This is a genomic window from Flavobacterium sp. UMI-01 (assembly GCF_019656315.1).
Lineage (GTDB): Bacteria > Bacteroidota > Bacteroidia > Flavobacteriales > Flavobacteriaceae > Flavobacterium.
In genome coordinates, this window is the sequence record NZ_BPLU01000007.1 from 121,171 (window position 1) to 145,997 (window position 24,827).

25 protein-coding genes are annotated in these 24,827 nt (G+C 33.9%); 3 read left to right on the top strand and 22 right to left on the bottom strand.

Annotated elements, in window-relative coordinates; genetic code table 11:
* Window positions 1-66 precede the first annotated feature (66 nt).
* The 14 genes from K5R64_RS03795 to K5R64_RS03860 all read right to left on the bottom strand — a co-directional run bounded on the left by K5R64_RS03795 (window position 67) and on the right by K5R64_RS03860 (window position 12,911).
* Entirely contained in the window at window positions 67-1,083 is a 1,017-nt protein-coding gene (locus K5R64_RS03795; RefSeq protein WP_220761057.1) for a sugar phosphate nucleotidyltransferase, read from the bottom strand.
* A 155-nt stretch (window positions 1,084-1,238) separates the two neighbouring features.
* The gene (gene dut, locus K5R64_RS03800; RefSeq protein ID WP_220761059.1) at window positions 1,239-1,673 is read right to left on the bottom strand and encodes a dUTP diphosphatase; all 435 of its coding nucleotides are present in this window, start codon (window positions 1,671-1,673) and stop codon (window positions 1,239-1,241) included.
* A 50-nt stretch (window positions 1,674-1,723) separates the two neighbouring features.
* The gene (locus K5R64_RS03805; protein WP_220761267.1) at window positions 1,724-3,187 is read right to left on the bottom strand and encodes a lipopolysaccharide biosynthesis protein; all 1,464 of its coding nucleotides are present in this window, start codon (window positions 3,185-3,187) and stop codon (window positions 1,724-1,726) included.
* Window positions 3,188-3,286: 99 nt separating this feature from the next.
* Entirely contained in the window at window positions 3,287-3,703 is a 417-nt protein-coding gene (locus K5R64_RS03810; protein ID WP_220761061.1) for a DUF547 domain-containing protein, read from the bottom strand.
* Window positions 3,704-3,880: 177 nt separating this feature from the next.
* Window positions 3,881-4,741 carry an ATP synthase F1 subunit gamma gene (gene atpG, locus K5R64_RS03815; RefSeq protein WP_220761063.1) on the bottom strand — a complete coding sequence of 287 codons (861 nt, stop codon included), beginning with the start codon at window positions 4,739-4,741 and terminating at the stop codon, window positions 3,881-3,883.
* Window positions 4,742-4,865: 124 nt separating this feature from the next.
* A complete protein-coding gene (gene atpA, locus K5R64_RS03820) occupies window positions 4,866-6,443 on the bottom strand; it encodes a F0F1 ATP synthase subunit alpha (protein WP_220761065.1) in 1,578 nt (525 codons plus the stop codon).
* A 38-nt stretch (window positions 6,444-6,481) separates the two neighbouring features.
* On the bottom strand, window positions 6,482-7,015 hold the full coding sequence (gene atpH / locus K5R64_RS03825) for an ATP synthase F1 subunit delta (protein WP_220761067.1): 534 nt from the start codon (window positions 7,013-7,015) through the stop codon (window positions 6,482-6,484).
* Between the two features lie 6 nt (window positions 7,016-7,021).
* Entirely contained in the window at window positions 7,022-7,522 is a 501-nt protein-coding gene (locus K5R64_RS03830) for a F0F1 ATP synthase subunit B (RefSeq protein ID WP_220761069.1), read from the bottom strand.
* Between the two features lie 89 nt (window positions 7,523-7,611).
* A complete protein-coding gene (atpE, locus tag K5R64_RS03835; RefSeq protein WP_008465835.1) occupies window positions 7,612-7,809 on the bottom strand; it encodes an ATP synthase F0 subunit C in 198 nt (65 codons plus the stop codon).
* A 52-nt stretch (window positions 7,810-7,861) separates the two neighbouring features.
* A complete protein-coding gene (gene atpB / locus K5R64_RS03840; protein WP_220761071.1) occupies window positions 7,862-9,022 on the bottom strand; it encodes a F0F1 ATP synthase subunit A in 1,161 nt (386 codons plus the stop codon).
* 111 nt (window positions 9,023-9,133) lie between these two features.
* On the bottom strand, window positions 9,134-9,532 hold the full coding sequence (locus tag K5R64_RS03845) for a hypothetical protein (protein ID WP_220761073.1): 399 nt from the start codon (window positions 9,530-9,532) through the stop codon (window positions 9,134-9,136).
* A 91-nt stretch (window positions 9,533-9,623) separates the two neighbouring features.
* Window positions 9,624-9,854 (bottom strand): AtpZ/AtpI family protein, encoded by a 231-nt coding sequence (locus K5R64_RS03850; RefSeq protein WP_220761075.1) that lies wholly within the window; start codon window positions 9,852-9,854, stop codon window positions 9,624-9,626.
* Window positions 9,820-10,227, bottom strand: coding sequence for a polymer-forming cytoskeletal protein (locus K5R64_RS03855; protein ID WP_220761077.1), 408 nt, complete (start codon window positions 10,225-10,227; stop codon window positions 9,820-9,822). Before K5R64_RS03855 ends, K5R64_RS03850 begins: the two co-directional genes overlap by 35 nt.
* A gap of 2 nt (window positions 10,228-10,229) precedes the next feature.
* Window positions 10,230-12,911 carry a gliding motility protein gene (locus K5R64_RS03860; RefSeq protein WP_220761079.1) on the bottom strand — a complete coding sequence of 894 codons (2,682 nt, stop codon included), beginning with the start codon at window positions 12,909-12,911 and terminating at the stop codon, window positions 10,230-10,232.
* Between the two features lie 246 nt (window positions 12,912-13,157).
* On the opposite strand from K5R64_RS03860, the gene K5R64_RS03865 reads away from it, so the two are divergent.
* Window positions 13,158-14,210, top strand: a complete 1,053-nt coding sequence (locus K5R64_RS03865; RefSeq protein ID WP_220761081.1) for a ferredoxin--NADP reductase — start codon at window positions 13,158-13,160, stop codon at window positions 14,208-14,210.
* A 267-nt stretch (window positions 14,211-14,477) separates the two neighbouring features.
* Here the strand turns inward: K5R64_RS03865 and dprA are convergent, their stop codons facing one another.
* Window positions 14,478-15,578: a DNA-processing protein DprA gene (gene dprA / locus K5R64_RS03870; protein WP_220761083.1), complete on the bottom strand. Its 1,101-nt coding sequence runs from the start codon at window positions 15,576-15,578 to the stop codon at window positions 14,478-14,480.
* A gap of 102 nt (window positions 15,579-15,680) precedes the next feature.
* Between dprA and K5R64_RS03875 the strand changes: the two genes are divergently transcribed.
* Complete coding sequence (locus K5R64_RS03875; RefSeq protein ID WP_220761085.1) at window positions 15,681-16,619, top strand: SPOR domain-containing protein; 939 nt, start codon at window positions 15,681-15,683, stop codon at window positions 16,617-16,619.
* Between the two features lie 228 nt (window positions 16,620-16,847).
* Window positions 16,848-17,387, top strand: a complete 540-nt coding sequence (locus K5R64_RS03880; RefSeq protein ID WP_220761087.1) for a hypothetical protein — start codon at window positions 16,848-16,850, stop codon at window positions 17,385-17,387.
* A 279-nt stretch (window positions 17,388-17,666) separates the two neighbouring features.
* On the opposite strand, the gene K5R64_RS03885 is transcribed toward K5R64_RS03880, so the two are convergent.
* The 7 genes from K5R64_RS03885 to K5R64_RS03915 all read right to left on the bottom strand — a co-directional run bounded on the left by K5R64_RS03885 (window position 17,667) and on the right by K5R64_RS03915 (window position 24,701).
* Window positions 17,667-17,966 (bottom strand): type II toxin-antitoxin system RelE/ParE family toxin, encoded by a 300-nt coding sequence (locus K5R64_RS03885; protein ID WP_220761089.1) that lies wholly within the window; start codon window positions 17,964-17,966, stop codon window positions 17,667-17,669.
* The gene (locus tag K5R64_RS03890; protein ID WP_220761091.1) at window positions 17,966-18,211 is read right to left on the bottom strand and encodes a type II toxin-antitoxin system ParD family antitoxin; all 246 of its coding nucleotides are present in this window, start codon (window positions 18,209-18,211) and stop codon (window positions 17,966-17,968) included. Before K5R64_RS03890 ends, K5R64_RS03885 begins: the two co-directional genes overlap by 1 nt.
* 299 nt (window positions 18,212-18,510) lie before the next feature.
* The gene (locus K5R64_RS03895; RefSeq protein WP_220761093.1) at window positions 18,511-19,173 is read right to left on the bottom strand and encodes a hypothetical protein; all 663 of its coding nucleotides are present in this window, start codon (window positions 19,171-19,173) and stop codon (window positions 18,511-18,513) included.
* Window positions 19,174-19,409: 236 nt separating this feature from the next.
* Complete coding sequence (locus tag K5R64_RS03900) at window positions 19,410-19,637, bottom strand: hypothetical protein (protein WP_220761095.1); 228 nt, start codon at window positions 19,635-19,637, stop codon at window positions 19,410-19,412.
* Window positions 19,638-19,639: 2 nt separating this feature from the next.
* Window positions 19,640-20,533, bottom strand: a complete 894-nt coding sequence (locus K5R64_RS03905) for an SH3 domain-containing protein (RefSeq protein ID WP_220761097.1) — start codon at window positions 20,531-20,533, stop codon at window positions 19,640-19,642.
* A 534-nt stretch (window positions 20,534-21,067) separates the two neighbouring features.
* Complete coding sequence (locus K5R64_RS03910) at window positions 21,068-23,341, bottom strand: helix-turn-helix domain-containing protein (protein ID WP_220761099.1); 2,274 nt, start codon at window positions 23,339-23,341, stop codon at window positions 21,068-21,070.
* 799 nt (window positions 23,342-24,140) lie between these two features.
* A complete protein-coding gene (locus tag K5R64_RS03915) occupies window positions 24,141-24,701 on the bottom strand; it encodes an OmpH family outer membrane protein (RefSeq protein ID WP_220761269.1) in 561 nt (186 codons plus the stop codon).
* Window positions 24,702-24,827: the final 126 nt, after the last annotated feature.

Consider the following 24,827-nt stretch of genomic DNA (forward strand, 5'->3'; position numbering starts at 1 on the left):
AAAATGAATAAAACAATTTGTCAATTACTATTTTCTCTCTGAACTTGTTACTATTTATTTTTGATATTATTCTAAAACTGAATAATCCCCAATACTTATACTGGTAAATTTACCGTCAAAACTCACATGGTTTCCTATCATGGCGTTATCCAAATTGGCATTTTTAATATGAGCATGTGTTTGAATCAAACTGTTTTTGATCGTACTGTCCTTCACATGCGAGCCTTTTCCTAAAGACACATTAGGTCCCACTGTCGCATTGGTTAAAACCACATTCTCACCAATAAAGCAAGGTGGAATGATAGTTGCGTTTTCTAATTGAGCGCTAGGAGCTACAAGATTCTCACCATCCGATTGTAAAAACCCTAACATTCGGGCATTTGTTTCAACAGTTACATTTTTGTTGCCACAATCCATCCATTCGTCCACACTTCCTGTTTTGAATACTTTACCATTGGCCATCATCGCTTTGATACCATCGTTAATTTGATATTCGCCACCATTTTGAATATTGTTATCTAATACTCCTTGCAATTCTTTTTTCAACTCCCCTACTTCCTTGAAATAATAAATCCCAATTACAGCTAAATCACTCACAAAATCTTTCGGTTTTTCTACCAATTCCACTATTTCGTTATTTGGATTCAGTTTCACCACACCATACGCCTCAGGCTCATCAACTTGTTTTACCCAAATCACCGCATCAGCTGCTGGATCTAATTCAAAATCGGCTCTAATCAACGTATCTGCATACGCAATTACGGCAGGTCCTGACAAAGATTCTTTGGCACACATAATCGCATGACCTGTTCCGAGAGGCAAATCCTGACGATAAATTGAAGCTCTAGCGCCTAATCCAGTTGCTAATTCCTCTAAACTTTTGACAACATCCTCGCCAAAAAATGCAGGGTCACCTAAAACAAATGCAATCTCTTCGATAGGTTGTTTTAAAATCTTAGCAATATCTTCCACTAATCGATGAACGATCGGTTTTCCTGCAACTGGAATCAATGGCTTAGGAACTGTTAAACTATGTGGGCGAAGACGAGAACCACGTCCTGCCATAGGAACTATTATTTTCATTTTTGATTATTTATTTAACCGCAAAGTTTGCAAAGTCTTTCTACTTCCGAAACATTAGGACTAGATGATAGGCAAAGTTCACAAAGGTTTATTAATTAGTTTAATATATACGTTGACTATTTCGAACTGTTTACTCAATGGCTGGAAACTGAATACTATTTAACACCTGTACTCCCAAAACCGCCTGCACCTCTAGTCGTTTCAGATAATTCTGCTACTTCTAACCATTCTGCACGTTCGTGTTTGGCAATAATGAGTTGCGCGATACGTTCTCCATTTTGAATTTCAAATGGCACATTCGAAAGGTTTACTAAAATAACACCTATTTCACCTCGATAATCGGCATCAATGGTTCCAGGGCTATTAAGCACCGTAATTCCGTTTTTAAAGGCCAATCCACTCCTTGGGCGTACTTGTGCCTCAAAACCTATCGGTAATTCGATAAAAAGACCTGTTTTAACAACAGTTCGCTCTAAAGGCTGTAATGTTATCGATTCGCTTAAATTAGCTCTTAAATCCATTCCTGCTGAAGCGATAGTCTCATAACTAGGCAAAGCATGTTGGGATTTATTTATAATATTTATTTTCATCTTTCCATTTTTAAAATAGTAACTCGATTAAGGCCGTATGCAACCTTATATTATTTTTTACGATTTAATATACTGGTTAACATTTCTTTTTCATTGCGATATAAAAAATAAAGAAACAAAGATAATAACGCTATACCAACAAAATAATTTTCTCTAAAATAATAAAAAGATAGAATTGAAAATCCAATCGATAACCCTAAATAACCTCCAATCTTTTTCAAATCATACGGGATAGGATAATATTTGTTCCCTAAAAAATAAGAGATTGCCATCATACTTCCATAAGCTGCTAAGGTTGCAATGGCTGAACCATAATAACTCATAGATGGAATCAATAAATAATTCAACACCAATGTAATGATAGCACCTGCAATTGAAATGTAAGCGCCAATATACGTTTTATCAATTAATTTGTACCAAACCGATAAATTAGTGTAAATCCCCAAACAGAAATTGGCCAAAATAATCAAAGGCACTACCTTCATCGCAACCCAGTAGGAAGAATCCCGAATCATTAAGAATTTAAATAAATCAGCGAAAACAATAACGGTCAACATGATAAACGAACCAAAGATGACAAAATACTTGGTTACCATCGCATAAGTATGTGTAGCATTTTTATCAGAGGCATGACTAAAGAAGAATGGCTCAATTCCTAATGTATAAGCGGTACGATACAAAACCATAAACAATCCTAATTTGTAACAAGCGGAATAGACCCCTACTTCGGCTTTTCCAATACTTTTGGGTAGTAACTGTTCTAAAAGGATTTTATCAAATTGTTCATTGATAGCAAAAGCAATTCCGGCTACCAAAATGGGCAACCCATAGCGCATCATTTTTTTCCAAAGGTTAAAATCAAACTTCCATTTCAAAAAAACATAATCAGGAGATAAAACAACAAAGGTCAATAAGCTGGCAATAATATTGGCTAAAAAGATGTAACCTACTTCAAAATTATCAATAAACAACGAACTCACAAACCCCTCCGGATTTTCTTTGACCAAAATGGGAAAATAAAGTAAAAAAAGAACACTCAAAACGAGATTAACCAACACATTCCCTATCTTAATCAAGGCATAAACCATTGGTTTTTGTAAAGCTCTTAATTTAGAAAATGGAATAATTACCAAAGCATCTAATGCCAAAATCCAAATGGCATACGTAATGTATTGTGAATCGATACCCGACCAATCTGCCAAGGTGGTTCTAAATAAAAGCGCAAGAAATAAAAAACAAATCGTAGTCCAGAAAATAGAAATCATCGAGGTTTCAACTACTGCTTGTTTATCTTCTTCATTGCTATAAAACCTAAAGAAAGCTGTTTCCATTCCGTAGGCCAAAATGACATTGAAAAAAATAATCCAAGCAAAAGTGATGGATAAATTACCATAATCGTCTTTGGGTAATAAATTAGTATAAAGCGGTACCAATAAAAAGCTGAACATCCTTGGCAATACAGTTGCCAATCCGTAAATCGCTGTTTGTTTAAAAAGTTTTTTATATAATCCCAAAATGGCTTTACTATTAATTTGAAACAAAAATAACCAATTCTTGGTTTATTCCTGCAAGCAAAACAGAATCCTTATAAACTTTCTAATGAATACCTAAAATTATGGCATTGACTTGTATTTATACAATTGGGAACCTATACTGTGGTCTTTACTTTCTACTGCTAATTTCTTAAGAACTGGGGAAACAAAAAGATGTGCAATACCCCAGAAGTTTTTGGGTCCAGACAATTTAAAAATATGGTATTCGATGTCGTTTAAAGAAAATCGATTGTAGCCTATTTTAATTCTTTTTACAGAAAAAATACCACTGTCGTTGTCCAATTCTTTTTTGAGTAATAATAAATAGGCATTATAGATGTTTGTCCAAAACATTATTTTTAGCGTATCATTTGCCAAATAAGAATTGAGTTTGTTAAGTCTGATATAGAAAAGCTCCTGCCGGAGTGCTTTCGTATCATGTCCCTGCTTTATAAGTTGCAGAAGTTGTTCTGAAAGTTCAATAGGATAATTGGTCATGGTATTTTTTGGAAATAATTCAGAACGAAATTATAAAAAATAACACAAAAGATATTAAAAATCAGGTTATTAAAATAAAAAATTGCCCCAAAAACCAACATCTGTTTGTTAAAACTTACAAGAATAAAAAAGCCACGTAAAAACGTGGCTTTTAAAACAAAAAATATTTTTTAAACTTTATCCATTCAAAGCTTCAGCTCCACCAACAATCTCAAGGATTTCATTAGTAATCGCAGCTTGACGTGCTTTGTTATATGTCAATTTCAATTGATTTCTCAATGCTGTTGCATTATCTGTTGCTTTGTGCATTGCAGTCATACGAGCACCGTGCTCAGACGCAAATGAATCGCGAATTCCTTTGTATAATTGTGTTTTCAATGATTTAGGAATCAAAGTCAATACAATTTCTTCTTTAGAAGGCTCAAAAATATAATCCGAAGGCGCAACATTCAAATCTGTTTTTACAGGCGCTAAAGGTAAGAATTGCTCTGTTTGTACTAGCTGAGTAGCAGCATTTTTAAATTGATTGTAAATCAACTCAATTTTATCATACTCACCAGATAAGAACTTTTGTGTCAAAGTATCAGCGATAGCGGCAACATTATCAAAAGTCAAACGGTCAAAAACACTACTTTGATTTTCAATAACTGTATTAGACTTAGTTAACACATCATTTCCTTTTTTACCAATAGCAAAAAAATCAACTTGTTTCCCTGCATAGAAGTCAACACGGTTTTTAGCTTCTTTAATTACATTCGTATTGAATGCTCCACATAAACCTCTATTAGAAGTAATCACAACAACCAATACTTTCTTTACTTCACGTTGTGTAGTAAATTCTTCTCCAGCACCACCATCAAGAGTTGCTGAAAGATTTTGTAATAATTCCGTTAGCTTTTCGGCATAAGGGCGCATAGCTGTAATTGCATCTTGTGCTTTTTTTAGCTTAGCAGCAGAAACCATTTTCATCGCAGATGTAATTTGCATCGTAGATGAAACGGAAGTAATTCTATTACGGATTTCCTTTAAATTAGCCATTTTATTCCCCTCCCCAACCCTCCCCAAAGGGGAGGGAGACTAATCGAGGGCATCTGTCTTATATTAATATTATACTTTAGCAAACTCCTTTTCCTCCTCCCCTTTGGGGAGGCTAGGTGGAGAATTAGTTATATTTAGCTGAAACTTCTTTCGCTACAGTTTCGATTACATCGGTAATCTCATCTGTTAATTTTCCTGCTTTTAAAGCATCCAAAGTTGCTCTGTGTTTGTTGTTCAAGAAAGACAAGAAATCTTTTTCGAATTCTTTCACTTTATTTACAGGAACATTTTTCAATAAGTTTTTAGAACCTGCATAGATAATAGCTACTTGGTCTTCTACTGTATAAGGATCGTTCAAACCTTGTTTCAAGATTTCAACGTTTCTTTTCCCTTTTTCAATTACATTCAAAGTAACCGCATCAAGGTCAGAACCAAACTTAGCAAACGCTTCCAATTCACGGAATTGTGCTTGATCTAGTTTTAAAGTACCAGATACTTTTTTCATTGATTTAATTTGAGCGTTACCACCCACACGAGATACAGAAATACCTACATTAATCGCTGGACGAACTCCTGAGTTAAACAAATCTCCATCCAAGAAAATTTGACCATCTGTAATCGAGATTACGTTTGTAGGGATATAAGCAGAAACGTCACCAGCTTGAGTTTCGATAATTGGTAAAGCTGTTAATGAACCACCACCTTTAACGATTCCTTTGATAGATTCTGGTAAGTCATTCATGTTTTTAGCAATTCCGTCATCAGCAATTACTTTACAAGCACGCTCTAATAAACGAGAGTGTAAGTAGAAAACGTCACCAGGGTAAGCCTCACGACCTGGAGGTCTTCTTAACAAAAGAGACACCTCACGGTAAGCTACCGCTTGTTTAGATAAATCATCATAAACAATTAATGCTGGACGACCTGAATCTCTAAAGTACTCCCCAATTGCAGCACCTGCGAAAGGAGCGTACACTTGCATTGGAGCTGGATCAGAAGCATTAGCAGCAACGATTACAGTATAAGCCATTGCCCCTTTTTCTTCTAACATTTTAGCAATACCTGCTACTGTAGAAGCTTTTTGTCCAATCGCTACATAGATACAGAAAACTGGTTTCCCTGCATCATAAAATTCTTTTTGATTTAAGATGGTATCGATACAAACTGTTGATTTACCAGTTTGACGGTCACCAATAACAAGCTCACGTTGTCCACGACCTACAGGAATCATCGCATCAACTGCTTTTACACCTGTTTGTAATGGCTCAGTTACTGGCTGACGAAATACAACACCAGGAGCTTTTCTTTCTAATGGCATTTCGTATAAGTCTCCACCGATAGGGCCTTTTCCATCAATTGGAAAACCTAAAGTGTTTACTACACGTCCTACCATTTGCTCTCCAACTTTAAGAGAAGCGATACGTTGTGTTCTTTTTGCCGTTGAACCTTCTTTAATACCAGTTGATGGTCCTAAAAGTACCACCCCTACGTTATCTTCTTCAAGATTCAATACAATAGCCTCAAGACCATTTTCAAATTCTACCAACTCTCCATATTGAACATTAGAAAGCCCGTAAATACGAGCAATACCATCTCCAACTTGAAGTACGGTTCCTACTTCCTCTAGCGTAGCGCCAGATTCAAAACCTTCTACTTGCTTTCTTAATATTGCTGAAATTTCAGCAGGTTTGATTTCCGCCATCTTAATTTATAATTTAGACACTTAAATGTGCAATAAAACTAGTTACTTAACTCTCTACTTAATACTTGTAATCTGTTGGCTACCGAAGCATTGTATTGCTGGTCACCTATTCTTAAAATAAAACCTCCAATAATCGAAGGATCTACATGACTTTCAATAGTAATCTTTTTATCAGAAAGTGATGCTACTTTAGCCAAAACTTTAGCTTCAAGTGCTGCATCCATTGGAACTGCTGTAGTTACTTTGGCTACTTCAATCCCCATGCTTTCGTCAAATAATTTACTGTATTCTTGAGCAATAGCACCAAGAATTTCAAATCTTTTGTTTTCAAATAACAAATGGAACAAACCTTTGGTCACACCGTTACTTTCTGCAAAAACTTCTAAAAGGGTTGCTTCTTTTACCTCAACAGTAACAGTTGGACTCTGAATAAAAGCATTCAATTCCAAATTACCATTAACAGTTGTAGCTATCGTTTGCATATCCTTATTCACAACATCGGCAATACCTATTGAGTTTGCTAAGTCTAAAATTGCTTTTGCATAACGAATTGCTGCTCTTGTACCTGCCATAATGATTTAGTTTATCTTTACCTCACCTAACATTTTCTCTACTAATTTAGTTTGAGCTTCTTTGTTAGATAATTCGTCTTTCAATAATTTCTCAGCGATATTCAATGATAAAGTTGAAACTTGTAATTTCAATTCTGCCATAGCTGCATTTTTTTCACTCTCGATAGCTGCTTTAGCTTGCTCAATCATTTTTTGACCTTGCACTTGTGCTTCCGTTTTAGCATCGGCTACCATTTTTTCTTTCATTTCACGAGCATCTTTAAGCATATTATCACGCTCTAATCTCGCTTCTTGTAAGATACGTTGGTTGTCTGCTTGTAAATTTTGCATTTCATTTCTAGCATTTTCAGCTGAAAGCAAGGCGTCTTTTATTCCTTCTTCTCTATCAGTGATAGATTGCATGATAGGTTTCCAAGCAAATTTTACTAGTAATACAATTAATATTAATAAGATAATTGCTTGCCAAAAGAATAAACCGAATGAAAAATCATTAATTAACTTCTCCATTATATATAACTTTATAAAATTTAATTTCTCTTTTAAAATATAACAACACCTTTAACCAACCGTTAAAGATGTTGTTATGGTTTTCTTTATTATTTTCCTAAGATTAAAGCAGCAAATGCTAAACCTTCTAATAAAGCCGCGATGATAATCATCGCAGTTTGAATTTTACCTGCAGCTTCTGGTTGACGAGCGATAGCGTCCATTGCAGATCCACCGATTTTACCTAATCCTAAACCTGCACCGATTACTACTAAACCTGCACCTACTAAAGTTGGAATTGTTCCCATAAAAAGTATTTATATATAAAATTAAACTTCAAAAAATTAAAAAAGAATGCTATTAATGTGCTGCATGCTCCTCATGATGGTGGTCTTGAACCGCCATTCCGATAAACAATGAAGACAACATTGTAAAAATAAAGGCCTGTAAAAATGCAACTAAAACTTCAATTACAGAAATAAACAATGTTAAACCTAACGAGATTGGTAAATCTGCTGCTAAATTCTTACCTACAAATATCATCGCAATCAAACTCATGATAACTACGTGACCAGCAGTGATGTTAGCATACAAACGAATTAATAAAGCGAAAGGTTTTGTCAATGTTCCTAATAACTCAATTGGAGCTAAAATGATTTTCATTGGGACTGGTACACCTGGCATCCAGAAAATGTGTCCCCAATAATCTTTATTGGCACTGAATTGTGTAATGATGAAAGTAAATAAAGCTAAACAAATAGTGATAGCAATATTACCCGTAACGTTAATTCCTAGAGGAGTCATTCCTAATAAGTTCAACAACCATACAAAGAAAAACACGGTCAATAAGTAGCCCATAAATTTTCTGTATTTTTTCTCTCCAATATTTGGGATAGCTATTTCGTCTCTAATGAAAAGAATAAGTGGTTCTAAAACTCTACCAAAACCAGTTGGGATTGGTCCTTTTTTATAAGATTTAGCCAAACCAGTAAACATTAAAAATAACAATACTGAAACTAAAAGCATTGAAACTACGTTCTTTGTAATAGAAAAATCTAAAGGTTGCTCGTTAGTTGGGTGGTGGTGCTCATCGTAGTTGATAGTTCCTTCAGCATCTGTTTTGTAGATTTTACCGTGTACTAACTTGTAGTAATTACCATCCACTTCTGCAACGTGCTCTCCATGATGTAACTCTGAAGAAGAAAAGATTTTTAATCCTTCGTCAAAAAGGATAACTGGTAATGAAAAACCATAATGTTTGTTCTCTTTTTCATCTGAAAAGAACACAAAATCATGAGAATCTTGTAAGTGATGATCAATAAATGCGTTGATTTTCTCTTTTGGATCTTGAGCTGCATGTCCCAATTCTTCATGATTTTCACTAGTCGCTATTTGCTCTTCATGAACAACCTGAGTTTGAACATGTGTGGAGTCAATTTCAGAGTTTGCAAAACTCATTACAGGTAGTAAAGCTATAAAAGCTCCTAGGACAAATTGGAGTGGTTTGTTTGAAATCACCATATTGTTAAAATCTTATTTTTTTACGTTTCTAAAATTTGGTGCAAAGGTACATTTTTTATTAATACTCAAAAGAATATCAAAAAAATATTTTTAAATTTTTCACAACCAGAATCAATTTTGTTGCTTTTCGTTTAATATTCTTATAGTTATATAAGTGTCTATTATCAAATACAAAATGAATATCATAAAAAAACTCATTTTTTCCAAAGCAACATTTTCGTCATTTTTGGCTAAGATGGGTCTCAAAATAACATAGGCTACCAGCATCTTACAGGAAGTTAGCAACAAAAAACTCATCCCTACCTGTTCATAACTTTTCTTTTTTACTAGTAATAAAGCGATTAAAACCAGTAAAGACAAGCCAAAAAAAAGGAAATACAAAAACCCCAATGAATAATGAAAGGTACTCAAATCTATTTCTAACCATTCGAAAACAAAATAATGAATGACAAATAAAACAACCGAAAAAAGAGCCAATCGAGCAAACGAAAAATAGTGATTTGTAAACATACTTTGTAGTGGGTAATTCTTTGGAATCAGATACAGTTTAAATGGTTTCGTTTTTTTTACCTATAGTTAAAATAAAAGAAAAATACTCCTTTTATTCCTTATCCTTATTTATTTGAACAACCTGCCTGATGACATTGTACATGGCAATAGCTGCTCCTATAATTACTAAAATTTGGCTATAGTACACCTTGTTACTCGGATGATTTTCATCTAACCAATCCCCTACATACGAAAACACAAATATAATGGTTCCCATTTGCACCGGAATATTGATAAGCGCCATCCACTTACTCGATTTGTTTTTTTGAGGTTTCTTTTCCATCGGTAAGTAATAGTTTTTTGTTGTCTTTCATTGTACATGAAGCGCTAAATTCGGCACCTGGTTCCACTGCTAATTTGCCCACAGTAACCTCACCATGAATACGGGCTTTGGATTTTACATTCAAAATTTCGGCAACTTGAATTTTACCATTAAACGTACCTTCAATATCGGCATTTTTACAAATAATATCACCTGTAACGCTTCCTGAAGGACCTATTACCAGTTTACCCGTCGATTGAAAATTACCTATGAGTTCTCCATCCAGTCTAAAATCAGCTTGCGAAATAATGTCACCATTGATTACCGTTCCTTCCACAATTCTATTTGTTTTCCCTAAAAGTTCGGTGTAGGATTTTGATTTTTTATCAAACATAATTATTGTTTTTTTGAAGCTAAATAGTCTTCTAAGTTCTTTTTTATTTGAACTATTTTATAATTTTCATTAGATAAAATAATAGCCGGTTCCTCAATTTTATAGTTTTTATTATCTCTTAAAATTGTGGTTACATTTTTGGCATAGGCCTCTGAATCTGCTCCTTGAATTACCAAAAAACGCTCTTTGCCTTTATAATCTTCCCAGTGATAACCTAAACTTTGATTGTATTCATTGGTTATAAATTGCTTCACTTTATTTTCAATCGATTTTAACTTACTATCCTCTGCTTTTGAAATTTTATAGAGAATTTTCCAATTTTTAGAATCCGTAGCGTTGAAATTCATGTTTTCTAAAACTGGAATTTGTTTGTTCATAATCTCCATCGCTTGTTTTCCTTCTTCGGTATTAGGATAGGTATCGGCAACATATTGAATGGCTTTTTTATAAGCTGCTAAACCATTTAGTTTCCCAATAGCGTTTGCTCTTAAAAACTCCATTTTGGACACTATGGCATCCCCCGAATATTGATTGATTAATCCCTCTGTTTTTTCCAAAACAACGTCATATTGCCCTTCCTGATACAAAGCATAGGCTTGATCATAACTCTGTTCTGGTGAATCTTGTGTGCCAGCGTTCAACTTAGCATTTGTTATAATTTGGGCATACCTCGAATTAGGGAACTGTGTTACAATGGCATTTTTAACTTCGTATGCTTTTGCAGCATCTGTAATTTGGTAAATTTTATACAAATTATATAAGGTAGGGAGTACCAATTTCTCTTCTGGCTGCTGACGTAATAATTGCTCTAATTTTGTCGTTGCCAATTGGTATTCTTTGAATTTTTCCTTGTAAATAACCCCCAATTGGTAGTACGCAAAATTGCGTTCTTTGTAAATGCTGTCTTTGACTTTTGGGTCTGTAGGCAATTGATTCAAGTAGAAATCAGTGGTATATTCCACAATTTCTTCGGTTTCTTTTTTTCCATCTTCCTCTTCAGTTGCTACGTTTTCTTCGTTGGTTGTACTGGCAATTTGACCATTAGACGCTGCAGCCATTCTCCAGTTTCCATTGGAAGAACGATTTCCCCACGTACTTTTAAAATTTATTTTTCCAAAAGAAACAAGTGAGGGGTTGTAAAAATAAAATACAGAAGTATTTGAATTAGCTCCTCCTATTGAAGGTGGTAAGGCAGCTGCTCTTGGTTTTGGCAACCCTATATTGCTGTCAGAAGCAAAATCCTCTACTGTTGATTTATTGTTGTTAGCGATGTTTTTCTGGATTTGCAATTGCTTTTCGGCAAGAATTCTTCTTTTCTCATCCTCTTCTTTCAAAACTTTGATGTGTTTTTCATAATAAGCCACACGTTCAGGAGCTGACATCGATAAAACCTGAATAATACTGTCGTTGCGCACTGCTATTCCTTCATACAGAATTACATCATCTAAGTCTTTACGAACTTTATTAATATGAATGTATTCTCTGCTTTTGTCATTCAGTTTAGTCAATGTACTATCATAATATTTAGCCGCCATAGCGTATTTGGCTTTTCGGAAATACATATTCCCAATATTTCTATAGTTAGAAGCTACTAAATATTGGTCTGTTTTAGATTTTTTAATGGCCGTTGTATAATGTGCCAATGCTTTTTTCTGGTTGTCTTGTTTGTCATAGAAAAGTCCCATTTGGTAATGCAATACATCCAAGAAAGGACGGTTTTCTCTATCTTTTAAAAGTTTGTCAAACGTTTTTAAGAAAACTAGCGTATCTTCTTTTTCAAAATCAAACAGTTGTGCTTTTTTGGCCTGAGCCTGAATAACATATTTTCGTTCCGCTTTTCGATTCATTTCAATTACCGACTCGTAATGGGCTAAAGCTTTTTCAGGATGCTTCATCTCTTCATGCAATTGTCCTAAAATAAAACGATAACGCGCTCTTTGTTGGTTGTTTTTAGTGAATTTTTCAGCCAAAATCAATTTAACTACTGCACTGTCTTTTTCTTCCAGATTCAAATACGCTTCTGCCAACAGCGCATTGGCATCCGAAAAAACTTGTTTCGGCAAAATAGTCGTGTTCTCTAGACTTGCTGTTGCCTTTATTTTATTCTTGTCCGCTACTTGCTTTTGCGTTGTTTCTAAAAGTCGGGTAATATTTGCAATTACTAAGGCATCGTTTCCTAGACGCATATTGGTTTTTTCGCGCCAAACTTTAGCTTCATAAATTTTACTACTTCCAGGGTATTTGTATAAAATATAATTAAAGGCATCCAGAGCAGGAATAAAACGTTGGTCATAATATCTTGATTTTCCTAGTAAAAGATAAGCTTCATCCGTTTGATAATTGCGCTCCATTCCATCAATATTCATGGAATGTTTCTGAATGGCTTTAGTCGCTTTTTTTTCGGCTAACTCAAAATCGGCATTAGCGGCTTTTTTAGTCCCAGTTCCATCGTCCTTGAATTGCATTTTCTCAATAGGCAGTCGCTTCCAGAAATTGTCTTTTTCATTATCTTCAATACTGACCAAGCCTTTATCTAAACCTATTCCACCATTATATAAAATATTATATTTTGTACTTAAAGCATGAGAGTTTCTTGATAAAAAATTATCTCTCTTTGTGGAACAAGCGCCCAAAAATATAAAGAGTCCTAACGAAATTGAACGGTAAACTATGGTGGTTTTCAATTGACTGTATTTTTTATCATTTAACTTTTAAAACACTCTTCTAGTATAATTGACTGGTAAAAATACGTTTCTTTTTGAAATATAGAAATTTATAGTTCGAAAAACACTTTTAAAGAACAATTTCTTTCTGTTCTCAAGAGACCACTGTTGTTTGGTTTTGGATTTGAGGACTAGCATACAAAAAAAAATCTGGTAAATAGGTACAATTTATCAAGGTTTCCTACTTTTGTAAAAAATATAATCAAGATGCCTTCATTTTTAAAATTAATTATAAAAGAAGTAAAACGTGAAACGGCAAATGCTGTTTCGATTCTTTTTAATGTACCCGAAGAATTAAAATCTAACTATTCTTTTATTGCAGGACAATACCTGAATTTAAAATTAACCCTTGATGGAAAGGAAATCCGCAGGGCTTATTCTATTTGTTCTTCACCTGAAAGTGGTGAATTACGCATTGCTGTAAAAGCAGTCAAAGACGGTGTTTTTTCACAATTTGCCAACAATCAATTAAAAGCTGGTGATGTAATTGAAGTAGGTGAACCCGAAGGAAAATTTACATTTGAGCCTGTCGCTGACAAGCAAAACAATTACATCGCTTTTGCCTCTGGAAGCGGAATTACTCCTGTGATTTCCATAATAAAATCTGTGTTAAAAAGTGAACCAAAGAGTTCTTTTGTTTTGGTTTACGGAAACAAATCGCCTGAAGAAACTATTTTTCATCAAGAGCTGCATGATTTACACCTGCAATATGTCAATCGTTTTTTTGTGGATTATGTGTATAGCCAAGTGCATGTTGAGCATGCACAATATGGTCGTATTGACAAAGCTATTGTTAATTTTGCATTGAATAACAAACACAAAGAAATTGATTTTGACAAGTTTTACTTGTGTGGCCCTGAAGAAATGATCAATACAGTTTCGACGGTTTTAAAAGAGAAAAACGTTAAAGATTCGGCTATTCTTTTTGAACTTTTCACTGCTTCGTCTCAAGAACTTGAAATCAAAGATTCTCTGGAAGGACATTCTAAAATCACCATTATGGTAGATGATGATGAAACTAGCTTTGAGATGTCGCAAAAACAAACGATACTAGAAGCTGCATTGAAAAAAGGAATTGATGCGCCATATTCTTGTCAGGGTGGAATTTGCAGTAGTTGTTTGGCGCGTGTTACTTCAGGTACCGCCGAAATGAAGAAAAACTCCATTTTGACGGACAAAGAAATCGCAGATGGACTTATTTTGACTTGTCAAGCGCATCCTACTTCGGACACTATTTATGTTGATTATGATGATGTTTAATGAAGTTCTGAGACACTGAGATTCTAAGATTTTGAAGGCGTTTCTATTGTCAGGCTGTCCCGAAACTTCGGGAGTCGAAGTCTTTTTTAACTAAAAAACTCATAAAAATGGACTAATGCTATCTTTTAGAAGATGTACCCTATATCAGCTTTGACAACTTTTTGAAAGTTGTCAAAGCTTTTTTTTTAATGCAATTCACAAAAAACCATTTCGCTACATTACCCTACAATCAAAAAAATCATAACGCCTTTCTGTCTTTTGTTAAACTTAAATCGCCTCAAATAATTTTCCTGGTAATGGACGAATCACCCCTTTGAGTTCCATCGTAAGCAATAATCCCGACATGCGATAGATAGGAAAATCACAATGCAAAGCAATGATATCCATTAGTTCTTTACCCGTTTTGAGCAAATAATCATATACTTTTTGTTCATCAGGTTCTAGGGAAACAAAAAGTTGTTTTTGCACCGCTTTGGGTTCTGGCTGAATGTCCCAATTGAGCATGTAAATCAAATCAGCTGCGCTAGTTAATACATGGGCTTTTTGAGTTTTTATCAGCTGGTTACACCCTTGACTGTACTTATCTGTCACTCTACCAGGTACCGCAAACACATCACGATTGTAATCATTGGCCATATTAGCAGTAATCAAAGAACCTCCTCTTTCGGCAGATTCAATAACGATAGTAGCTTCCGTCATGCCTGCTACAATGCGATTGCGACGTACAAAATTTTCTTTATCTGGATTGGCATTACTCCAAAACTCGGTCATAAATCCTCCATTTTCCTCAACTTTGGCCACATATTTTTTATGCGGTTTGGGATAAATTTGGTTCAACCCATGCGCTACCACTCCTATGGTTTGCAAATCGTTTTCCATTGCCAATTGATGAGCAACAATATCTACACCATAGGCAAAACCGCTTACAATAACTGGATTCAAAGGAGCCAAATCTTCGATTAATTTGCGACAAAATTCGGTGCCATACGACGTAATTTGGCGTGTACCTACAATGCTAATCATTTTGCGTTGGGACAAATCAATTTTACCCGAAGAAAACAATATTACCGGACTGTCAAAACAATGTTTTAAGCGTTCGGGGTAATTTTCTTCCTGAAAAAAATGAGTTGTAATCTTATTTGCCCGAATAAAAGCCAATTCTTTTTCGGCTTTTTCAAAAACGGTTTTGTCCTTAAGACTCTTCAATAATGCCGTTCCTACTCCATCAATTGAAGCCAATTGTTGGGATTTTGTATGGAAAACATTTTCGGCCGAGCCACAATGCGTTAGAAGTTTTTTGGCCATAATATCTCCTACTCCATCCACTCTTTGAAGGGCCAAAACGTAAAATAATTCCTGTTCTGTCATGGTAATGAATTGTTTTTGAAAAGTATAAAAAATTACTGCAATTGTTAATAAAAATTGTGAATAAATTTTTGATAACTATTTTCATTGTCTAAATTTGTAGGTATGAATATAGAACATTACATCGCCCAGCTTTTATACCGTCACCAATGTGTTACCATCCCTGGTTTTGGTGCTTTTTTAACTGAGATTCAATCCGCACAATGGATTGAAAGTTCTCATTCATTTTTTCCTCCAAAAAAATTGATTTCTTTTAATGCCAACATTAAAAACAATGACGGCTTATTAGCCAATCATATTGCGCATGCTGAAAAGACCTCTTACAGTTATGCGGTGAGTGCTATTCAACATGAAGTGCTTCAATGGAAAAAAACATTAGAAAACAACAACGTACTTTGCTTAAAAAACATTGGTGAACTTAGTTTAAATGTTGAAAACCATATCGTTTTCAAGCCTTTGGATCAACACAATTACTTGACTTCATCTTTTGGATTGAGTTCGTTTGTCTCCCCTGTTATCAAAAGAGAAATGGCACCAACTCTAGAACTTGTTGAAGAAAAAGAAGTTGTAGTATTTGAACCTGAGCACAACAGCAGCCGTTCGTATTTGAAATACGCTGCTATCTTTATACTAGGACTAGGTTTAGCCGGTACCGTAGGCTATCCTATCTATCAAAAAGAACTGATGCAACAAAAAACTATGGTTGAAAAATCGGTTCAAAAACAAGTAGAAGCTAAACTTCAAGAGGCTACTTTTTTTATAAAAAATCCGCTTCCTGCAGTTACACTTTCTATCAAAGAAACCAAAACCAAAATGTCGTACCACGTAATGGCTGGGGCTTTTAGAGAAGAACGTAATGCTAATAAAATATTACAACGCCTAAAAGATTTAGGTTACGATGCCAAAAGGATTCCGCAAAACAAACACGGTTTATATCCTGTTCTTTACGGTAGCTACGCCACTTTTGCCGAAGCAGAAAAAGCTAAAAAAGAAATACAACAAAAAGACAATCCCGAAGCTTGGCTCCTGATTGAATCTCTATAAGAAACAACCCCAAAAGCAATTGCAATTTGGGGTTTTTTTATGGTTTCTAAAATGTTACACAATAAATTCACCCTAAAGCAGTTATATACATCGCATACCATTTTTTTGAAAAACCTAGGATTTTGATATCCGACACTAAAAGGCTATATTTACATTGCTGACTGTTTTACAGCAAGAATTCCTTTTATAACTAATTCTAAAATACCTGAATTACGATTTTTGTTACTCATGAAAAAACTTTTTTTTATCCTTACCGTCAGTTTGTTTTTTAGTTGTAAATCCAAAAAAGTAGTTACCACGACACTCCCTATCAACGAACAAACGGAAGAAACCACCAAAGAAGCCGAAAATGCCCTTGAAGAAAAACCTGCAGCTCCTTATGTTAAACTCAATTTAAACGCCGTTAAAAGCGCTCAAAAGCTCAAAGCATACGAACTAGGCAAACGACTTCTAAATACCTGTAATACGTCGAAATTTAAGCCTTATACAACAGCCGAAGCAACACCAAGTGTAATCAACAATATTACCATTGATGCCATTTCAAAAATTTGCACCCGTTACCGCCAATATTACGGGGAATTTATCGACTTAAAACTAGCCGAAATTTATCAACTTACCGACGACCAAACTACCGTCTATCGCTACAAAGCATTGTATTCTAAAAAAGTGGCCAACAAAGAACTTCGTGTGTATATGGACACCACAAACCGCATGTCAGCCATCAAAACCATGGACTGGGAAAATCAATATGTGGTGAAAAGGAAATAGTTTTATAAATTGTATGTTAAGTTACGCTTGTTTTTTGTGTTCTCCTATGTCAGAAAGACAAAAAATGATAATTCTATTACGTAACGTTTGTCATTCCGGAGGAATCTCAGATGCAGTAAGCTCTTTGTTTGGGACGCTTTCAGCTTGACAAACAATGTCTGAAATCTATGACTGCATTGCCAATCTTTGTGGGCGCAAAGTCAGAGACATTTGCGCAGCGAGCTACACTTTGCGGAGCTGGTTGTGGTAAGGTAAGTCAGCGCGATCGAGTTTTTTTATTTATTCCGCTAATCTGCTTTCAATATCCATTCTTTCGTGTAAAACTCTAACGACTTCAATTTCATTCGTTTTGTCTTTTTTAAAGAAAATTAAATGTGATTTCACTTTTGAATATTTATATGACTTTAGGATTTTCCCCAAGTCACAAGCCATATCTAAATCATTAACGATATATTCAATTTCGTCAATAATTAAGTTATAATATCGATCTGCTTGTTCAACGGACCAATTTTCTGCTGTATAAATCCAAATGTTATTAATGTCTTCTAATGCCTTTTCACTAATTATGTACTCTGACATTATTTTTGAAAATTAGCTTTTAGCATTTCGAGATTTTTATTGCGGTCAAAATTTTTGATTTTACTGCTCTTTTCACCAATTTTTAGTTCATTGATTAGAGATTTTTTTTTAGTTTCTTCTTGCTCAAAAACTCTTAAAGCAGTTCTAACAACTTCACTTACTGAACTATATTTTCCTGTAGAAATTTGTTCATTAATAAAGTTTTCAAAATAGTCACCTAATAATATTGATGTATTTCGTGCCATAATTATTGTTTTTACCAAAGATACCAATAATTGGTATTAAAATCAATTTTTTTCGTTTTTTGTGCAAAAGTTACTGTTAACGTTTCCATCCGCTAGCGCGAGCGCAATGTCATTAAGTTAAGCGTTTTTTGTGTCATTTCGACCTAGGAGGAATCTTCGTAAGTATTGCAAGTACTTTATTTGCAAATCTGTATGGGAGCAAAGTCAGAGACATTTGCGCAGCGAGCTACACTTTGCGGAACTGGGAATGCTTTCATTTTTTATTGTTTTCCATAAATATTTAAAAAATCCTAATAGGTTTAATTTGAATCTTTTAGTTTTAAAAAGTTTGGCTCAATATCATTTAGATAACTATTCCATTTTTTCCAACTAAAATATGAACTTGGATGCTTAATAAAAAAAACATTGATAATATTATTATTGCTTTTTATAACCTTATGAAAAGCCCAATATCTACCTATCTTTTCTTCATTATCTTCCAATAATACAAATTGGTCACTTTCATTAATTAAGCTATTAAAATATCTTTCTGATGAATTCCCTAAAAAAATCAAATGAGTTGGTTTGATTTGTAAATTTTCAATCATTTTAATTGCAACTTTTAAATAATTTTTAAAATCATTTTGATTAGGTCTTTCTGATAACAATTTCATTGGTCTTTGAATCAAATTATAAAAACCAACTTTTGACCAAAAATCACTAATTACAAATTGATTATCACCAAACAATGCCTTATATGTATTCGAAAATATTCTCCAATTTTCTCCTGTTTCTAATCTTTTAATTATGTCAATTGTAGTGTTTGTACTATTCAAAAAATTTTGATAACAATCATCATCAAAATTTCGATTTTTATCCACTGAATAATGACTTTCTCCAATTAACATTAATCTCAAATCTCTATTTTCATACCTTGCACCAATCCAAGGACTCCAAATCTGTTTAAATTCTTCGTTAATCATATTACAAATTCAATCATTAATTTTTAGAAAAATAATTCTGATATTAGTATTGCCAAAACAAGGGTAACCCCAATAAAAGATTTAATGCACCATTCGATTTTTATTTTCAACAATTCGTATCTACTTTTTACATAATATTCTCTCTTAGCTAAAAAAAAGGGAGCAACAATCCATGTAATTATTGATGCAATAACTCCAAATATAGCAGGAATAACAAATAAGTATATGTTTTCCATTTAAAAAATGATATTAATGATTAAAGCAATTATTAAAGACGAGTAAAAAAACTCAAGGTAAACATTTCTTTCATTCTTCTTAATTGATTTTTCAAGTTCAGACGCTTTCCAAATATTATTCTTTTTTCTATCTATTTCATTTTCAATTTTGGAAATATTTGATTTTGCAAAATCAATATCGTCAATATGTAGGTCTAATAAATCTACTAACTCTTGTATTTTTTCCATTATTATTTATAATCATTGTTTATTTCGTAATTCGTAACAAGATTGTTTAAAATATGAATCTTTAAACGCCATCTATTATATTTTCCTTTATCATAAAGATATGTTTCCCATTTATTGATAGCATCAGATTTTTCATTTATTTCGTCATAATCTCCTATGAAATATTTAATAAATGTTTTATGTAATCCAACAAAAGGCTTTTCCTTATTTATTAATTCATTTGTATTTTCAGCACCGTATAATTCAATTAATTTCTCTTTAATTAAATTAAATTGTTCACTTTTAATTTGATTTGATTTATTGATTGCATCATTTAAATTACTTTCTGTTTTTGCTAATTTAACATTTTCATTTGTAATTTGTTCTTTTAGTATTTCTTTTGAAATATATTTGAGATTTTCTTTCGAGTTATTATTGAAATAAAATTTGTCTATATATATATTATTTTCAATTTTAAAAATTGAACTTATCCTATAACAAAGAAATATCAATAACATTATTACAACTAATATTTTAAAAATTGGTAACTCATCATAAAAAGAATATAAAGTACCAATAGTGGTTAATAAAAAACCTAATAGAATAGATTTCCCTATCAATGATAGTCTTCCATTTATTTCCAATTGAATAACTTTTCTTTTTAAGAAATAAAGCAATACAAAACATAAAATTGAGATTAACACAAATGATTTAAATAAAATCTTTTTGGTAACATTTAATTTTAAAATTTCGGGTTTTTGTTGTTTTACTTCATCTAGAAATTCATTTATGACATATCCTTTCAATGAATCTTTATATATTACCTCCAACCATCTTTTTCCTGCCGCAGTAACTTTTAAAGTATCATTTTCATTAATTTCTGTTATTTTTTCGGAATGAGATGAAGGTTTTTCCATTAAATAAATACGGTTAGTTGTTACAGCGGTTATTGTGTCGTATCCGTAAAAACTTATACTGTATAAGAGAATTATGTAAAAGTAGATTTTTTTCATATTATATTTGAGATTCATATTTTATATTTAATCTATTTATTGAATTGATGTTGCAAAGTTAAAACATCAAAATATCGAAGTGTATCATTGATTACAATAAATTTATTTTTAAATGACCAACAATATACGTCTATAAAAATAAATATTTAAATTCTTAGTCTTTGATTTAGTTAACCAATATTAGATTCGTTCATTTTAGACAAAATTAAAACTTTTTCTTACTTATCAAAGTTCTTTATTTACATTTTTATTATGAATAAAAAAACAAAATCTTATAAATTAGAGCCCTGACAGCAGCGGCATCCTTGTGGCGGCAGGCGTTAAGCCGCCACAAGATAGAGCGTATGGCAGGAACAATCCTTCCTAAAATACCCAATCGCTCAGCTCCTAAAAAAAACTTAGTCTCTCAGAACCTTAGCAACTCAGCGCCTCCAAAAACTAATTCAAACTTGCCTTGAACATCCTCAGTTCTTCCCAGCTGAATTTTTCGCCATATTTTTCTTTTAGAGGCGAAACGGATTCTTCTTGGTAGCCATGGAACGCTTCGGTTAATTCTTGAATCTTATCTTCGGGCATGACATCATTGATCGTAATAGTTTTAGCATGGATTAACTTCGTCAAATGACTTAAAATGGTTTCCTGTGTGAGTTTCCTAATGGCTGCGATTTCGGTAATTGTATTTTTTTGTACCCACAAATCGTAGGTTTCTTGAACGGTGGATTTTTTGGGTTCTTTCTTGTCGGTTTTTTTCTTTGAAGTATAGCGATTGGTATCGGCTTCGTCTTCAATCAAAGTGACGTGGGTTTCTTTGAACTGCGATTGGATGGCATTGGTTTTTCGGGACAGGTAATGCTTGATGTCGTTTGATGTCAGTTTTTCTTTGGAAATGGCCTCGCCCGCCACCACGGTTTCGATAAGCAATTTGGCTTTCATCAAGCGCAAGACTGCTTTGGACTGTAATTCTTCGAGAATTTTGAGTTCGTCATAAAGGGTTTTGGCTTTTTGGGTGCGTTTGACTTCTTCGATTTTCCAAAGAATTTCGAAAACCAATTCGTCCATAGGCGCTAGGAAATAATTAAAAGCCGCCTCGATGCGCTGGCTCACATGAATCAAATCAACGGTTTCGTTTGCAAAAATTTTGTTCAGCTGCTGAATGAATTTTTGCGAAGGCGCGAGCAAACTATCCATCGCTTGAAATTGCTTGTCGGCCCAAAGGGAGTGTTTGGATTTTAGCTTGGATTCGGTGTCGCCGTTGTAACTGTATTTGTGGTTACGCCATTCTTGTGCCAAATCATGCCATTCAAAACTGTTTATCAGATAATTATGGATGAAATTTTTGGTTTCAAAATGCAGGGAATTTTTCAAAAGTTCGTCGGTGGCTTTGTTTTGGGCGTATTCCATCACTTCTTCATCGTTCGAAATTCCGTTCATACGCAACGGAGAAAGCAAAATAAGCCCGTTTAACGAACGTAAACGCGATAAGGCAACATAAGCCTGTCCAGGCATAAAAACTTGCGAAACATCAATCGCTGCTTTGTCAAAGGTCAAACCTTGGCTTTTATGGACTGTAATCGCCCAAGCGAGTTTGATGGGATAATGCACAAAAGTCCCCAAAACCTCCTCCTCGATTTCTTTTGTGAGTTCGTTGACTTTGTAGCGAATGTTTTGCCATTCGTATTTTTCGACCTCGATGGTTTTGTTTTCTTCGGGAAAATGCACACGGATTTCGTTAGCCGAAAGCGTCTTGATAATCCCCATTTTTCCGTTGAAATAATTTTTATCAAAAGACAAGTCGTTTTTGACAAACATCACCTGTGCGCCTACTTTCAGTTGCAAGACTTCATCGAGCGGATACATTTTATCGGGAAAATCGCCTGTGATTTCAGGTTTAAAACTGAAAAGTTTTCCTTCCAAATCGTCAAGTGCCTGCGTGTTCATCTTGTCGGCTTTGGCATTGTGTGTCGTTAGGGTAATATACCCTTTGTTGGCTTTTAAATCAAAATTAGGTTGCACGTATTGATTGAGCACCTCCATGTCCTGAGGCGTAATGGTGTTGTTGCGCAGATTGTTTAAAACCGAAATGAAGGTTTCATCATTCTGACGAAAAATTTTGGACAACTCGATATACAACGGTGGACTTTGCTGTACCACATGGGAATGGAAAAAGAATTTCCCTTTGTAATAGAGTCGCAATGTACTCCACTCCTCATCTCGAATCACGGGCGGTAATTGCAATAAATCGCCAATATACAAAACCTGAACTCCTCCAAAAGGTTGTGATTTTTTACGAACAGTTTGCATCATAAAATCGATAGCGTCCAATAAATCCGCACGGAGCATACTGACTTCGTCAATCACAAGCAGTTCCATATTGCGGATGACGGCTTTCTTGACGCCGTTCATTTTGAAATGACGACGCAAAGTATCCTTAGATTCTAATTTGACTCTATCAGAAAAATGAGAATCAACATTAAACGATGGAATAAATCCACCAAACGGCAGTTGAAACATCGAATGAATGGTTACACCACCCGCATTAAGAGCGGCAATACCCGTGGGTGCCACTACAACGGTATTTTTGTGAGTGGTTTCGATAATTTGGCGTAATAAAGTAGTTTTTCCGGTTCCGGCTTTTCCAGTAAGGAAGATGGATCGCTGGGTTTGGTTGATGAATTGCAAAGTATATTTTGCGGCGTCTGTTAATGTAGTCATGGCGTATAAAATTAGAAATGTAAAAATACAATTTTTTGATTATGAATGTATTTGGAAAATTAAAGAGTGTGAGAAAATATTAAACACTTTGTCGGGTTTGAACCATACAAGGCATATATGAAAATGTAAGACTGGGTGTTTGGATTGCTTAATTAAAACATCTAAGGGCATTGTGTTTTTATAAACATATAAACCATAAAAGTTTTCAAAGTGATTTGGAAAAGTACTTTTTAAGTCCAAAAAGTTTAGAAAACTACATGAACCAACCACTTCAGCCAGTCCTGAGCGAAGCAGAAGGGCTCGAGGTGACAGAACGTAAATAATTAAAAAACATTGTGTTATTATGTCTAGTGAAATGCCATTAACTGAAGCATTTAACCGTCACTTCGAGGGTTAATTTGTATGCTAGAAAAAAAAGCAATATAAAATGATGTTTTCTTGGTCAGGAGCATGTCGAAGCCTTATTTAAATAAAAACATCTTTGTAGTGATTTTGAATTGCAACGCGAACAGCTTTACTACTCAAATGGTATCGAGAAGCCTAATGTTCATGAAGTTCTCGATACATTTTATTAAAAAAATTATCCCTTTTTTTAATAAAACACTCGAACATACCCAGTGTAAACTTTATCATAACGGCATTGTTACCGAGCGAAGTCGAGGTGCTTTTGCTTAAAACGCTTTGTGAATCTTCGTGGTGCTTCTTTGTAAATCTTAGTGAGATAACTAAAAACGAAACCATAAAAAAACCTTCATTCTTAGGTTAAAATGAAGGCTTATACTTTTTTTTAAGAAAAAAATTACTTTTTAGCTTCTGTTTTTTCTTCTTTATCTTCTTTTTTGTCTTTAGCAGCGTACTTGTCGTTCAATGCTTTGATGATTTCTTTTGTGATATCTAATTTATCTTCAGCATACAAAATAGAAGCTACATCTCCTGTACCATAAATGTATGTGTAACCGTTCTTTTTACCGTATTCTTTGATGAATTTTTTTACACCAGATACTAACGAATCCATTTCTACACCACTATCTTGTTGCAATTGTTGAGCCAAAGCTTGTTGTGCATAACCTAGTTGTTGTTCTCTTTTTTGTAATTCTGCAGCTCTTTTTTGCGCCCACTCTTGTCCATTTGCCTGAGCTTGTTGTTGAAAACTAGAAGCGTCTTGCTTGAAACGATTAATTTCAGCTTCTAACTGTCTTCCTTTTTCTTCTGATTGTGCTTTGTATTTTGCTTCAAGGTCTTTTGCCTCCGTATAATTTTTCATTAACTCAGAAGTATCTACATAAGCTGTTTTAAATTCCTTTACTTCTTTTACTTCTGCTTCTTTTTGACAAGAAAAAACCAAAAATGCCAATACCATACTTGCGATGGTTTTTTTAGTCAAGTTGATGCTATTTCTTTTTTGTAATTGGTTACGCTGTAATTTCATTTTATTTTTTTTGTGATTGAATGTGATGGGAACAAAAATATAAAAAAATAAATAGCA